A 14,317-nucleotide genomic window follows, 5' to 3' on the forward strand; every position below is an offset into this window, starting at 1 on the left:
AAGTCAGGTCGTGCGGCCAGGTGGGGCGGGGGCCGGCGGCGCCCGGGCCGCCGGCCCCCGCCGGGTCAGCCGGGGATCGAGGCGATCTCCGTGGGCACCGCCAGCATGTCGATGAGCTGCTGCGAGGCCACGCCGCGCAGCACCCACACGTCATCGATCACGCCGGCCCAGGCCTTGCCCGCCGGATAGGCGCCGCCGGACAGGGCGCGGCCGACCTGGAGCGAGGCGATGGGGCCGAAGGGCCGGGTGCGGTGGCGGAAGGACAGGTTGTCCGCGCCGCTCGCGGCCTCCTTCACCCCGTTGACCCACAGCGTGACCGTCCCCTCGGTCGCGTCGTAGGTGACGGCGAGATGGTCCCAGTCGCCGAAGTTGCCCTGGTGGAACATGGAGTGCTCCACGCCGGCCGTGACCGCGCCGGCACCGTCCTTGTCCGGCACGTCCAGCACGTAGCGCTGCTTGGCCGGGTCGTAGCGCACCGTGATCGCGCTGTTGTGCGATCCGGCCAGGCCGAGCACGGTCATCGCCCTGCTGGGCTCTCCCGGGGTGGACACCCACGCCGAGACGGTGAAGCTGTCGCGGGTGTCGATCACCGGACCGGTCGCCGCGGCGTAGTCGTTGTTGCCGCCCGGCAGCTTCAGCGCCCCGCTCGGGGTGCCGGCCGGGGACTTCACCAGCACCTCGGCGAAGTCGGTGGTGATCTTGGCGGCGCCGTTGAGCGTCAGCGGGTAGGCGACGCCCTGCCCGGTGTCGGGGCTGCCGGGCGGGGTGCCGGTGGCGGCGTTGAGGTGCCACTTGCTCTCCACCACGGGCTTGATCGTGTAGAGGTCCCGCACCTCGTCGCCGGTCACCACCCGGTCGAAGACCCGGACGTCGTCCACGACCCCCGGCGTGTAGTTGGCGAACTGCCCGTTGTACAGGCCCCGCCCGATCTGGAAGGCGCCGCCCGCCGCCCAGGCCGCGGTGCTCATGTCGCCCGGCACGCCTTCGACGCCGTTGACGTAGAGCCGCAGCTTCTTGGTGACCACGTCCTGCACGCCGACCAGGTGGGTCCACCCGCCGGGCTTGGCGGGCTCCCTGGAGTAGGCGGTGCCCGCTCCGGTGGTGCTCGCGTCGGTCTGGACGCGCCACAGCTTCCACTTCTTGTCGGCCGGGTCGTACTTCAGGTAGAAGGGCGAGTTCTTGGCCGCGGCCTGGCTGGCCACGACGAAGTGGGTGGTGGGCAGCGTGGCCGGCATCTTGACCCACGCCGAGACGGCGAGGTTCTGGGTGGTGTCCAGCACCGGGCCGCCGGTGGCGGCGTAGGCGGTGGTGCCGTTCAGCCGCATCGCGGTGCTCAGCGCGCCGGGCGCGCCGAGGGCGGCGCCGCCCTGCGGGGTGGCCGGGTGGGCGCCCTGGGCGTCGGCCAGCCGGGCCGCCCCCGCCGCCTCGTCCAGCTTCCAGTACGCCTTCGGCGCCCTGCCGTCGGCGACCCAGAACTCGTAGGTGCCGGTCGACCAGTTGCCGGCCGCGTCCCACGCCGTCACGTACAGCGTGTTGAGGCCGGCGTGGGTGGGCATCGCCTTGATCGACTCGGTGGCGGTGGTCTTCGTCTTGGCCGCTCCCTCGGCGGGGTCGGTGTTCATCGCCCACGCGTACTTGCTGACCCGGGTGTCGAGGGCGATCGTGAACGTGCCGTACCGGCCCACGCCGTCGGCCGGGACCTGCGCCGGGTTCGCCGGGTCGAGGGCGGGGTAGCCGTCGGCGCCGGTGGAGGTGACCGTCGGGTCGGGCAGCGCCCTGGCGTCGTAGACGAAGTAGCAGGCGGTGGCGTTGCCGTCCCAGCTCCACGGGCTCCACGCGCGCCCGTCGGAGGCGCGCACGCCCCAGTGGGCGACCACGCCCTGCGGGATGAGGTCCTTGGGGATCACCACGCTGAAGGAGGACTTGCGCGGGCCGTTGGCCGACATCTTCTTGACGGTGCCGAGGTTCTTGACCTTCTGGACGCCGTTCTCCGTCCAGGTGACCTGGAACTGCGCCTTGAGCTTCTCGCCCTCCACGCCCTTGTTGTCCGGGTCGGTGAGGTTCTTGGCGAACAGGGTCGGCAGCCGGTTGAACGTGGCCGGGGTGGCCGGGCCGCGGCAGGGGCCGCCGGGGCTGGAGGACAGCTGGCTCATCTTCGGCTGCGCGGGCGGGCTGTTGTAGTGCACGCGGACGAAGGCGTCGCGGTCGAAGCGCTTCCAGGCGAGCTGGTCGCCGCCGTCGCGGGCGCGCAGCCCGAAGGTGGTGTTCGACCAGCCCTTCCTGGCCGCCTCCTGGACGGCGCTCGTCACGTTGAACAGCACGTCACCGGCGGGACAGCCGGAGCTCCAGCCCTTGGCGACGTTCCTGCTGTCCAGCCTGCGCACCCAGTTGTCGGACGTGGAGTTCCAGGTGGAGCCCGTCCCGAAGCTCTTGGCCAGATAGATGTCCACGACGCGCTTGCGGCAGGAGGTGGCGAAGGTCTCCTGGGAGTGGAACTCGGCGGAGATGATCTGCTTGTGCGCGAACCTGGCCGTGGGGACGCGGTAGAACAGCCGCTTCTCGTACCAGCCGTTGCAGTAGCGGCCGGCGGGCGGGTAGTCGCGGGGGCAGCGGCCCATGCCCTCGTTCTTGGTGAAGTTGTACTTCGACCATCCGGCGCTGGAGACCATGAGGCGGGCCGAGGCGCGCGGGGTGTCCCACATGGGGTCGATGTAGAGGGGGTAGGTGGTGTCCGCGCCGGTGAGCAGGGCCGGGTCCGGCTTGAGCGTCATCTCGCCGCCGCTCACGCTCGTGGTCACGGTGGCGATCTTGGAGGTGTCGCCGGGCTGGCTGGCGGAGGCCTCCACGACGCCGTTGTCGGTGAGGTCCTCGCCGGGGGTCTCCCCGCCGTCGCCGGCCGTCGCCGCCCGCATGGCCGCCGCGGCGGCCGGCGCGGTGGAGTCCCACATGATCGGTACGGGGGCCTCGTAGACCACGCTGCCGGTGGTCTCGTCGATCGCCTGCTGGGTGCCGTCGTCCGCCGTGCGCACGCTGAGGCCGGGCGCCGACAGGCCGAGCTTGACGGCGGCCAGGCGCGGGTCGGCGGCGGCAGCGGCGGTCTTGACGACCAGCACGTGCGAGAACCCTTCGGGCTCCACCCGGACGCGCAGGTCCACCTCCGCGCCCAGGACGCCGGGGTAGACGGCGGTGTCGCCGTCCAGCCACGGCTTGGGCAGCGTCGTGGGCCAGGTCAGCGACATCGGCCGGCCCGCCCGGTTGATGGTCACCAGGGGGCCGGTGCCGCCGCCGGACAGCTTGATCTCGGCCGGCACCGCGTTCGGCACGATCGACCCGTCGGCGAGCTTGCGCAGCTTGGTGTCGACGGGCGTCCACACGCCGTCCTTGACCACGCGGACCGGCTGGAAGTGCTCCTTGGAGGTGAAGCTGCCGTCGGGCGTGGCGTACACCTCGCGCGTCTGGCCGCGCTCGGACAGCACCTCGACGAGCTGCCCGCTCGCCGCCGCGGCGGCCAGCGCCTCCGCCTCGCTCTGCTGGGGCTCCTTCGACAGGCCCCAGGTGTTCTCCACCAGGGAGACGTTGTCGAGGTGGACGGTGAGCGCGCCCTGGCCGCCGAGCCGGAAGACCACCTCGGCCGCGGTGGTGTCGACGGTGGAGGTGAACGGGAAGGAGTACCGCTGACGGCCCGTCTCCAGCTCGACGCTCTGCGCGAGCGCGGCGCTGTGGGGCGCCTCGCCCTCCTGCACGGCCACCTCGACGGCCACGTCGGCCGAGGCGCGGGCGTCGAACGACACCGTGTAGGCGCGCCCGCTGATCAGGCCGCCGGTGAGCTGCGTGACGACGGCGTCGCCCGGCTCGGCCGCGCCGTCGGCGACGGCCGCCCGCAGCTCGCCACCGTCCACGGTGAGCGCCGGGTTGCCCGCCGACCACCACGGCACGATCGACGTCCCGTCCAGCGTGCCGTTGCGGACCAGCTCGGCCTGGGCCGGCTCGGCCGGCCAGGCCAGCGCGCCCAGCCGGACCGGCTCCCCTGCCGGGACGCCGAGTGCCGCGGCGACGTCGGCGGGCAGCGGCGCGCCCGCCGACTCGGCCGGGCTGCCCGGCACCAGCCGGTAGTCGCCACCGTCGGCGTTGACCACGTAGCTCGTCTCCTGGTAGCGGGAGTTCGCGTCGCGGCCGGTCGCGGCCTGAAACTGCGCCAGCGACGGGTGATGGACGCTCGAACCGGTCACCCGCGACCACTGCACGAGCGTGGCCGGCGTGTCCGCGCCGGTGCGCGAGTACCCGTTGTGGTGCATCTGCGCGGCCGGGATCATGCCGTCGGCGCCGACCCTGCGCCCGGACTCGCCGGTGTTGTTGTCGGTGGTGTTGACCAGCGGCGCGGTGCTCGTGCCGCCGGCGATCACGTTGTTCATCAGCGTGACGTCGGCGGTGTCCCACGTGATGCCCAGCGCCTTGTCGGCGTCGGTCGGGCAGAGGTCCTCCGTGCCGGGGCAGGCCGGCCGCGCGTCCTCCTGCACCGCGATCGCCTGCGCGTTGCCGACGGAGGTGTTGTTGATCACGCGGACGTGATTCGAACCCAGCAGGCTCAGCCCGGTCATGCCGTTGCCGGCCAGCACGTTGGAGGCGATCAGCGCCTGGCCCGACACCTTGTAGTGCAGGCCGTGCCGGGAGTTGCCGCGGATCAGGTTCCGGATGATCGTCACGTCGTGGCACGACAGGTCGCACCACAGGCCGACGCCCTGGTTGGCCTCGAACACGTTGTCGCGGACGGTCGCGCCGGTGACCCGGGTGGCGTTCATCCCGGCGCCCGCCAGGTGGTAGCCCTGCGAGAAGCCGAGCTGCTCGGTGTTGTTGCGCACGACCCGGTTGCCCTCGACGGTCAGGTTCGCCGACCGGTGCGCGCCGATGCCCAGGTAGCCGTTCTCGGCGATCGCGTTGCCGCTCACGCGCACGTCGTCGGCGTTGACCAGCAGGCCCGACGCGGCGTTGTGGATGATCGTGTTCTTCTCGAACACCATGCCCTTGGCCTGCGCGATGAGCGCGGCCGGCTCCTTGGTCTGGTTCTGGCTGCTGCCGAAGTGGGCGAACCCGAGCCCCCGCACGACCGACCCGTCGGCCCCGGCGAAGAAGTGCATGCCGCTCTTCCTGGCCGTGATCTCCACCTTGCGTCCGGCCGGGTCGCTGCCGAGGTAGGTCCGGTCGCCCGCACCGTCGTGGAAGAAGGTGCCCGCCCTGACCTCCTCCCTGGTGGCCACCTGGCGCAGCGGCTCACCGTCGAGGAACACCATCTGCGGGTCCCCGCCGACCGGGTTGTCGTCGTTGAAGTGCAGCGGGTTCATGCACTCGTCGTAGGCGGGCGCGCCGGCCCGGCAGACGCTGGCCGGGTTCCAGCCGTCCAGCCGCCAGGCGCCGCCGTCGGCCGTGAGCTGGCTCTGCTGGATCTGCGAGCTGCCCTTGAACCAGACCTGCTCCCCCGGGTACGGCTGCAGCGTCACCGGCGCGGCGACGTTGCCCAGCCGTTCGCGGTACTCGCCGGCGCGCAGCACGATCGTGGTCATCCGGCCCGCCGCGGCCCTGGCCACGGCCGCCCCCGCGGTCCGCAGCGGAGCCTCCAGGGTGCCGGCGTTCGCGTCGTTCCCGCCGGGCGCGACGAATATCGCGTCAGCCGGGACGGGATACGACGTCGAAATGATGGACAACGGGGAAACCGCCTCCGCGGCCGGCGCCGTGGCGGCGGCGGCCGGTTTTCCCCCGGGGTCCGACAATGTCAGCACGCTCGCGGCGGCCATCGTCAGGCAGACGATGACAGCCGCACCCCGTAAACCCATGAATTTTCCTCCTAGGACGGTTTTTCGGCAGGTGGAAGCGTCGTCAGGGGCTTTCGCAAAAGGTGAGCGGATGAATGGCGGCCCTCGTTGACCGGCGGCCGTGACCGCTTCCGACATTCGGCATCACGATATCGACCGGGCTGTTGCCGGTCGTCCACCCAGGATTTGACGGCGCAGGTCAATCCGCCGCGGTAGGCGTGGCGCAACTCCACCTGACGCGGTACGTCCCCCGGCTCAGCCGGCCTTGCCCGCTCCGCGCACCTCGCCCGCGGGCACCGTCCGCGGGCGCCTGGCCCGGCGGGTGAGCACGCGCTCGGCGGCCACGGCCGACAGGCAGAGCAGGGCCGCGAGCACGGAGAAGACGGGGAAGATCGCGGCGCCGCCCCAGACGGTCGCGCCGACGCCGACGAGGAGCGTGGGCGTGATGAGCGCGCCGTAGGCGAGCAGGTAGAACATGGACATGACGGCGCCGCGCCGCTCGGCGGGGAGATGCGCGGTCAGGTGGCGCAGGGAGCCGCCGAAGGCGAGCCCGTAGGCGCCGCCCTGCAGCGCGACCGTGACGACCGCGACCGTGACGACGATGACGGCGGCGTCGCCGGTGGCGAAGGCCGCCACCCCGGCCGGCATGAGCACGGCCAGCGCCGTGTCGCCGGCCAGCGCGACCGTGCGGGCCGGGTAGCGGGCGCCGGCGATCTGGGCGGCCGCGGCGGCCAGGGTCACGGCCGCGATGACGAACGCCGCCGAAGAACGGCCCCTCGACGCGGGCGGCCTGGGCGGCGATGGAAGGTTCCAGCGAGAAGCAGACGCCGAGCACGGCCCGGGCGGCGCCCGCGCCGACGACGGCGAAGACGAAGTGGCCGCGGATCGCCTGGGGCACCTGCGGGCGCGGGATCCCCAGCGGCGCCGCGCCGGACGGGGGGTGCGGCTCGCGCATCACCACGAGCAGGACGAACAGGACGACGGCGATGAGCGCGGCGGCGAGGTAGGGCAGCACCAGAGGGTGGAAGCCGCTCTGGGCGAGGGCGGCGGTGCCGAGCGCGGCGCCGTTGAGCATCCGCGCCACGACGAGGTGCCCGGCCCGGTGGCGAGGACGAACACCGCGAGCCCGGCGATCAGCAGCAGGACGGCGGCCAGGAGCACGGGGCGGCGGCCGTACCGGTCGGACAGGGCGCCGGAGACGAGGATCGCGACGACCGCGACGGCTCCGTACGCGGCGAAGATGACGATGGTGAGGAAGGGCGGGTAGTCCCACTTCTCGGCGTACAGGGCGTAGAGCGGCGAGGGGATGGCGGAGGTCGCCTGGCCGAGCATGAGCAGGGTGAGCAGGGCCGCGTAACTCCATGCCTGAGAGCGGCTTCGGGCGAGTGCCTGCACTGAGGCCTGGCCGCGGGCCCGGCCGCCGAGGCTGCGTGCGCGGACCTGTACGACGGGCTGAACAAGTCGACCGCGACGCACCACTTCAAGATCCTGGTGGAGGCGGGGGTGCTGCGTCCGGTCATGGTAGGGCCGTCGCGGGGGCATCGGCTGCGGCGCGACGCCCTCCAGGAGGCGGTGCCGGGGCTGCTGGACGCGCTGATGGCGGGGATGGCACGAGAGGACTGACCAGCGCACCGCGCCGCCGCGCACGCCTGCCTCGGCCTGGCCGGCAGAGCCTCGGCTGACGTACGCGAGCGAGTACTCCCGGTCAGTCGCCCTGGCGGTAGGCGCCGCTGGTGAAGTAGGCCAGCAGGTCGGCGCTGTGCGACGCGACGGCCTCGGGGTGCACGCGCCACAGCCCGTACGCCTCCGCGTACAGCTCCGTCGCGGCCTTGTCCCCTTCGAAGAACGCCTTCGTGTAGGGGGTCAGGGCGATGCCGATCTTGTTGAGGTTGGCGTGCTCGACGAGGTTCTGCTCGCGGCGGGTGACGAACCCCTCGGCCCTGGTGTACTTCTTGCGCCAGGCGGACGTGGCGATGTGCAGGTCGGCCCAGCGGTTGAGTTCGCCGGTGTAGGTCAGCCAGGGGGTGTGGTCCAGCTTCCCGGCCAGCGCGTCCTTGATCTTGGCGTACGCGGGGGGATCGAACTCCTCCCCGTGGCCGCGCCGCACGATCATGTCGCGGGCGTAGTCGTACCAGCTCACCAGCTCGGCGTGCTCGTGCTGGATCTCCTTGAGCAGCCGCTCGGCGGGGGCGACGGTGCCGGGGTCCTTCATGCCCTGCACGGCCTGGGCGAACGCGGCGATCTTGCCGCCCAGGTTCCGGCAGGCGGCGATCTTCCCGGCCGCGTCCTGCCTGGCCGCCACCAGGTTGTAGGTCTCGCGGACGAGCGCCTCGGCCGCGTCGGCGTCCCGGAGGTCCTGGTAGCGGAGCTGCAGGCCCTGCGTGATGGGCGCGTCGTCCGGCAGGGAGCGTTCCCGCGGGTAGGCGGCGCCGCCGGAGATCGCGAGGGCCAGGTCGGCGTTCGCCCTGGACTCGGCCCTGCGGACCTGGCTCTCGACGGCGTGGCCGACCTCGTGCAGGATGACCTGCACGCTCGGCGGGTACACGGCGGAGCCGTCGCTGCCTCCGTAGAAGCCCTTGTCGTCGCCGGTGAACGCCGCGTCCGTCAGGGTGAGCGTGCCCCAGTCTCCCGAGGTCCGTCCCGCCGTGTGCGAGAACCTGCCCTGGGTGTGCGCGCCGTACTTGTCGGCGCCCAGGTGCGCGACGCGTTCGATCACCACTCCCAGCAGGGCCGGCCGGTCCGCCTCTGGGACGCGGGCCAGCGCGTGGTACAGCTTGAGCACCTGGTCCGGCGTCCAGGTGCCGCGGATGCCGCCGAGCCGGTACTGCGTCCTGATCTGCTGCAGCAGATCCTCCGGTTCCACCCCCGGGTCCTTGCCGCCCATCGGCAGGCCGCGCCCCACGAGCGTGGCCGAGCCCTGGAACTGCGAGCCGTACCGCAGGATGATCTGCCCGACGCCGCCGGGGATGGGCAGGAGGGCGCGGAAGGTCATGTCGCGCCTGTCGGCCGTGCAGTACTCGGCCAGGAGCCAGAGCAGGGCCCGGCTCTCCTGCGGTGTCGTGTCCTCCAGGCCCCTGAGCTGGTGGCCGCTGAGCCGGCTGGCCTTGACCTTGGCCTGGACGGCCTGGTCGTTCAGGTCGGCGGGCAGGGTCACCGGTGGGAGACCGGTGACCTCGTAGTCGATGCGGTCCTGGATGATGCGCATGGCTTCGTCCTTATTTCCTGGTGTCGTGGTTGCGTGGTCTTCTGTGCAGCTCGGCGGGCGGCAGCGGGGCGAACTCGTCCCACAGGTCGCCGGGGCCCGGGTTGGCCCTGGTGTCGGCGCCGAAGACGAGCTTGGCGATCCCCCAGGCGGCGTTCAGCCCCGACTGCAGGGCGTGGTTGACCCAGCCGGCCGACCAGGAGATGTCGTCGCCCGCCAGGAACAGGTTGTTGGCCGGCTCCCCGGTGACCTTGTTCTTCATGAAGTGGGCGAACAGGTTCCACTGCAGCTCGTACTGGCCGGGCCGGTTGAACTTGCACAGGCCGCGGAAGTGGGGCTCGTTCTCCCAGGAGATGGTCACCGAGTTGTCCGGCCGGCAGTTCGACCAGATGGCGTGGGAGAGGCTGGGGTGGATCCTGGCCAGCTCCCGGTTGTAGAGGGTCACGCGTTCGGCGAGGTCGGAGGCGCTGACCTTCATCGCGTCCTCGGCCCAGGTGTAGCTGAGCGCGATCGCGGCGGCGTTGCGGCCGGGCGGCACGGGGCCGTACTGGCCGTAGTCGAAGACGTAGGCGGCGCGGGGCAGGCTGTCGGAGAGCGTCACCCCCATCCGGTACTCGTTCGCGCCGTTCTTCCAGAACGGGGCCGGCATCAGGGAGAAGGTCTTGGCCGACTGCCAGTAGCTGGTCTTGTGGATGGAGTTCCACAGCCGGTCGCCGAACACGGGGATCTGGCCGGAGGTGGGCGGGAAGTTGCGCGGCAGCGCGATCTGCGTCTCCACGGCGTGCAGCTGCGGGGTCAGCAGGACGGCCTGGAAGGTCTCCGTGCCGCCGCCCTCCAGCGTGAGGTCGATCCAGCCCGGCTGCACGCGGCTGCCCTCCATCGCGGTCACCCGGCCCCGCGGCGGGCCACCGCCGTGCAGGGCGGCCAGGGTGGTGCCCTTGTTCCAGTAGCGGATGTCGTCGGGGGCGTGCGTCCAGAACCCCTGGGCGAACGCGCTCGAACCCTCCACCAGCAGGAGCTGGTCGGCGTCCATGCCGGTGACGAGCATGCGCAGCATCTCCAGCCAGGAGATGTCGTAGAAGGAGTCCCAGCCGCCCGTGCCGAAGCCGACCAGCCCGAAGACGCGGATCTGCTCGCGCGTCATGGTGCCGCTCTCGACGAGGAACTCGTAGAAGCTGGTGCTGTCGTAGCGGCGCACGAGCGGGTTCCACAGCCGTTTGACGGCCGCGGTGTCGCCGCTCTCGATGGCCTTGGCCAGGTCGGTGAAGCCGACCTGCTCCAGCGCCTCGTTCCAGGCCTGGCTGATCTGGGCGAACACGGGGAAACGCCGCTGGAAGTCATCGATGTTCGCGGCGGCGTACTGCTTGCCGTCGATGTCGACCGTGGTCAGGCCGACGGCGTCCTCGGTGAACGGGTCGGGGAACAGCTGGTAGGTCAGGCCGAACTGCTCGGCGTACTGGTGCTGGGTGACGGCCGAGCTGGGGAAGCGCATGCACCCCATCTCCGCCTTGGCCGGGTCGGCCGGGTTCAGGGACAGGGTGTGCATGCGTCCGCCGATGCGCGGCCGGCCCGAGGCGTCCTTGTCGGCCTCGAAGACGACCGGCCGCAGGCCGATCCGCATCAGCTCGTAGGCGGCGCACAGCCCGGCGGCGCCGGCGCCGATGACGGCGACGGGCCTGCCCTGCGCGCCCTGCGGCAGCGTGCCGATGAACTTGCGCTGCCCGCTCCCGTCGGGCGCGAGGTACTGGCCGTAGTCGAAGGGGAAGTCGGGCAGCCGGTCGACCGCCTGCGTGGTGCGGATGGAGCGGGGCCGGGACGGGATCATCGGGTACCTCCTGTGGTGGTGATGGCGGGAGCGCCGCCGGACAGCCGCTCGCAGGCGGCGGCGGCGCGCAGCAGGGTGGCCTCGTCACCGTGGCGGCCGACCAGCATCAGGCCCACCGGCAGCCCGCCGGACAGCCCCGCGGGCACGCTGATCGCCGGATGCCCGGTGACGTCGAACGGGCAGGTGTTGGGGATCATCTCCAGCGCGCGGGCGACCTGCTCACGCGGCGGCGCCGCGGGGGCGGGCAGCGGGGTGGCGGTCATGGGCAGGGTGGGCAGCGCGAGCACGTCCACCCCGGCCAGGGCGGCGTCGTAGGCGGCGGTGAGCCGGGCGGCGAGCCGCCGGGCCATCGCGTAGTGCGCGCCGCCGCTGGTGTGGATCAGGTGGGCGCCCAGCAGCGTGACCAGCTTGACGGTGGCCGACAGCCGCCCGGCGTGCTCGCGGCGGCCCCGGTGCAGGGCCGCCGCCAGCTCGGGGTCGCAGCCGGCGACGCCGCCGCCGGCCAGGTCGATGAGCTGCGTGGCGGCGCCCGCGACGACGATGACGGTCCAGAGGTGGGGCGCGTCGCGGTGCCCGGGGACGCTGACGTCGCGCACGTCGGCGTCCAGCCGCCGGACGAGGCCCCGTACGGTGGCGTCCACGGCGGGGTCGCTGCGTCCCGGCAGGCCGAAACCCTCGGCGAGCAGCCCCACCCGCAGCTCGCCCGCGCCGCCGCCGAGGGCCAGGCGGTAGTCGGGCACCGTGGTGCGCGGGTCCTGGCGCGGGTCGCTGCCGTCGGGGCCGGCGATGACCGTCAGCAGGTCCGCCACGCCGGCCACGGTGCGGGCCATGGGGCCGAGGTGGTCGACGCTGGGCTCGATCGGCACCGACCCGGTGCACGGCACGAGCCCGTACGTGGGCTTCAGCCCCACGACGCCGCACCAGGCGGCCGGGATGCGCACGGATCCGCCCTGGTCGCCGCCGATCGCCAGGTCCACCTCGCCGGCGGCCAGGAGGGCGGCGCTGCCGGATGAGGAGCCGCCGGCGCTGCGGGTCAGGTCGTGCGGGTTGCGTACGGGTCCGGCCGCGGAGGTGTGGCTGCCGCCGGACAGGCACAGGTCCTCGCAGACCGACGTGCCGGTGATCTCGGCGCCGGCTTCGAGCAGCCGGGTGACGACCGTGGCGTCCCGCGCGGGCACGAAGCCGTCCAGCGCGGCCGAGCCGCCCGACATCGGCACGCCGGCCACGCACACGTTGTCCTTGACGGCGACCGTGCGCCCGGCCAGCGGCCCCTCGGGGGCGCCCTTGATCGAGGTGCGCCGCTGCCAGGCGCCCAGGCGGTCGTCCTGCGGGCGGAGGCCCGGGTCCCGGCCGGCGATTCGGTCGGCGGGCTGGCCGGCGGGCTGGTCGCGGGCGGCCCACTGGCGTTCCACGGCGGCGCAGGACTCGAAGGTCTCGGTGGTCAGCTCGTGGTAGGCGGCCAGGTCCTCGCCGGTGAGGCCGAAGCCGTAGCGGGCGGAGAGGGCGGCGAGGTCGGCAGGAGTGGGGGGCTGAGCGCGCATGCGGTGCTCCTGGCGGTCGGTTCGACTGCCGGGGACGCTATGGGGAACGCTCCACACATGTCAATGAGTGGCGACATATTGACTTATTAGGGGCGGGGTTTGGGTTCGGCCGTAGCCTCGTGCGCGAACCCGCCCGGAACCGCGCGTACCAGGTGCAGGTCCTGCTCCAGGCGATCGTGCCCGGCCACCCTGATTCGGCCCCTCGGCCCCCGCAGCGTGCTGCCCGGCAGCGCACGGCCGATCTCGGCCGGCTCACCGCCGCCCCTGATCCCGCGCGCCGCCGCCGCGTACAGGTGCACCGCCTCGTACACCGACTCGCTGATGCTCGACACCGGCGGCGCCACCGGCCCGTAACGCTCGCGGTAACGGGCCAGGAACGCGCGGTTGGCCGCGATGGGCAACTGCTGGTAGTAGCCGAACGCGGTGTAGAGGCCCGCTCCCGCCGCGTCCCCCGCATGCTCGCGGGTCGCCTCGTCCAGCGCCAGCGAGAGCGTCCGCACCCGCGCGCGCAGCCCCGCCGCGTGGCAGGCCCGCTCGAACAGCGCCTCGTCCGCGCCCACGAACGTGGACACGACCAGATCGGCCCGCGACCGCTCGATCTCCTCCACCAGCGGCTCGAAACGACGGGTCCCGATCGCCGCGTACCGCTCCCCGGCCACCTCGCCGCCGGCCGCGCCGATGATCCGCCGCGCCTGCCGGTTGCTGGCCCTCGGCCACACGTAGTCGTTGCCCGCCAGGAACCAGCGCCGCCCGCCGCTGTCACGCATCAGGTACGGCACCGCCAGCGACAACTGCCCCGCCGGCCGCTCCCCCAGCCGCAGCAGCCCGTGCCCGCCGCGCCCGCCCTCGTTCACCGGCGTGTAGATCAGCAGGACGCCCGCCGCGCGGGCGATCGGCTCGATGGCGGCGAACGTGGCCGAGGTGACGTTCGTGAACACCGCCCGGCAGCCCGCCCTCACCAGCCAGCGCATCCGCCTGGCCCCCACCCGCGCGTCGGTGGCGTCGTCCGCCACGACCAGCCGCAGCGGGCCGCCGCACACGCCGCCGTCGGCGTTCGCCTCCTCCACGGCCATGCGGGCCAGGTTCTCGCTCGCCGCGGCGAACACACTGGCCGAGCCCGACAGGCTGACCAGCAGCCCGACCGGATGCGAGCCCGGCTCGGCGGCCGGGCCCGGCGGCTCGTGGCCGCTCCTGGCCAGCAGCCACGCGATGCCGCTGTCGTCGATCTCGGCCACGACCCTGACCCTGGTGCCGCCCCCGTCAGGGGTCAGGGTGCACACCACCCGGCCGCGCCAGGGCGTCTCGTGGGCCAGCACCATGCGGCTGCCCGGCCGCACGGAGACGATCCTGCCCGTGGCCTCCAGCGTCCCGTCGCCGCCGCACCCGGCCGGCGCGCCGTCACCGCCGGAACCGGCGGGCCAGGGGATGCGGAAACGCACCACGGCGCCCGGCCGCAGCGCGTCGAAGGCCGCGTCGAACAACCACCCCGCGCCCGCGTCCTGCCCGAAGAGGGCGAACACCTCCCCAGGGGGAGCATTGACGCGGGTCTCCTCACTCAGGAAGATTCCGCCCACTTCGCCGCCTCGCTCCGCTCGGGCGGAGCAGCATGCTCCGCCCTGTCCCTGAGCGCGGCCAGCGAGCCCTGATACAGGCCCCGCAGGAAATCCACCATGTCCTCGGCGGGTTTCCTGGCGATGGAGTAACGGCGGAAACGGCCGTCGCGGCGCTCGTCCACGAGGTTGGCCACCCGCAGCACGCGCAGGTGACTCGACACCGTGGTACGCCCCACGTTCGTGACGGCCTCGGCGATCTCGGAGGCGGTGCACTCACCTCGCTCGGACAGCAGGCGCAGGATCCGGCGGCGGGTGCCGTCGGCCAGCGCCTCGAACGCGAGATCCTCGGGGTCAGCCATCTCGTTCCCGTCGTGACGACACTTGTCGAA

General features: G+C 72.9%; 8 protein-coding genes. All 8 read right to left on the reverse strand.

Annotated elements, in window-relative coordinates; all coding sequences use genetic code 11:
• Positions 1–65 precede the first annotated feature (65 nt).
• The gene (locus tag ABD331_RS50970; RefSeq protein WP_344493045.1) at positions 66–5,828 is read right to left on the reverse strand and encodes a LamG-like jellyroll fold domain-containing protein; all 5,763 of its coding nucleotides are present in this window, start codon (positions 5,826–5,828) and stop codon (positions 66–68) included.
• A 234-nt stretch (positions 5,829–6,062) separates the two neighbouring features.
• Positions 6,063–6,548, reverse strand: coding sequence for a hypothetical protein (locus tag ABD331_RS50975; RefSeq protein ID WP_344493047.1), 486 nt, complete (start codon positions 6,546–6,548; stop codon positions 6,063–6,065).
• Between the two features lie 213 nt (positions 6,549–6,761).
• A complete protein-coding gene (locus ABD331_RS50980; RefSeq protein WP_344493049.1) occupies positions 6,762–7,349 on the reverse strand; it encodes an MFS transporter in 588 nt (195 codons plus the stop codon).
• 163 nt (positions 7,350–7,512) lie between these two features.
• Positions 7,513–9,012 carry a hypothetical protein gene (locus ABD331_RS50985; protein WP_344493051.1) on the reverse strand — a complete coding sequence of 500 codons (1,500 nt, stop codon included), beginning with the start codon at positions 9,010–9,012 and terminating at the stop codon, positions 7,513–7,515.
• A gap of 10 nt (positions 9,013–9,022) precedes the next feature.
• A complete protein-coding gene (locus tag ABD331_RS50990; RefSeq protein ID WP_344493053.1) occupies positions 9,023–10,834 on the reverse strand; it encodes a flavin monoamine oxidase family protein in 1,812 nt (603 codons plus the stop codon).
• Complete coding sequence (locus tag ABD331_RS50995) at positions 10,831–12,375, reverse strand: amidase (RefSeq protein ID WP_344493055.1); 1,545 nt, start codon at positions 12,373–12,375, stop codon at positions 10,831–10,833. Before ABD331_RS50995 ends, ABD331_RS50990 begins: the two co-directional genes overlap by 4 nt.
• Before the next feature lie 86 nt (positions 12,376–12,461).
• Positions 12,462–13,949, reverse strand: a complete 1,488-nt coding sequence (locus ABD331_RS51000) for an ABC transporter substrate-binding protein (RefSeq protein WP_344493057.1) — start codon at positions 13,947–13,949, stop codon at positions 12,462–12,464.
• Positions 13,931–14,287 (reverse strand): ArsR/SmtB family transcription factor, encoded by a 357-nt coding sequence (locus tag ABD331_RS51005; RefSeq protein WP_344493059.1) that lies wholly within the window; start codon positions 14,285–14,287, stop codon positions 13,931–13,933. The genes ABD331_RS51000 and ABD331_RS51005 overlap by 19 nt, the downstream gene beginning before the upstream one ends.
• Positions 14,288–14,317 lie beyond the last annotated feature (30 nt).

Origin of the sequence: Nonomuraea monospora, from assembly GCF_039531895.1 — a bacterium.
Classification (GTDB): Bacteria; Actinomycetota; Actinomycetes; order Streptosporangiales; family Streptosporangiaceae; genus Nonomuraea; species Nonomuraea monospora.

Coding starts and splice junctions, on each gene's coding strand:
- ABD331_RS50980 (WP_344493049.1), bottom strand. CDS start 7,349: ATGCCCCCGCGACGGCCCTACCATGACCGGACGCAGCACCCCCGCCTC.
- ABD331_RS50990 (WP_344493053.1), bottom strand. CDS start 10,834: ATGATCCCGTCCCGGCCCCGCTCCATCCGCACCACGCAGGCGGTCGAC.
- ABD331_RS50995 (WP_344493055.1), bottom strand. CDS start 12,375: ATGCGCGCTCAGCCCCCCACTCCTGCCGACCTCGCCGCCCTCTCCGCC.
- ABD331_RS50970 (WP_344493045.1), bottom strand. CDS start 5,828: ATGGGTTTACGGGGTGCGGCTGTCATCGTCTGCCTGACGATGGCCGCC.
- ABD331_RS51005 (WP_344493059.1), bottom strand. CDS start 14,287: ATGGCTGACCCCGAGGATCTCGCGTTCGAGGCGCTGGCCGACGGCACC.
- ABD331_RS50985 (WP_344493051.1), bottom strand. CDS start 9,012: ATGCGCATCATCCAGGACCGCATCGACTACGAGGTCACCGGTCTCCCA.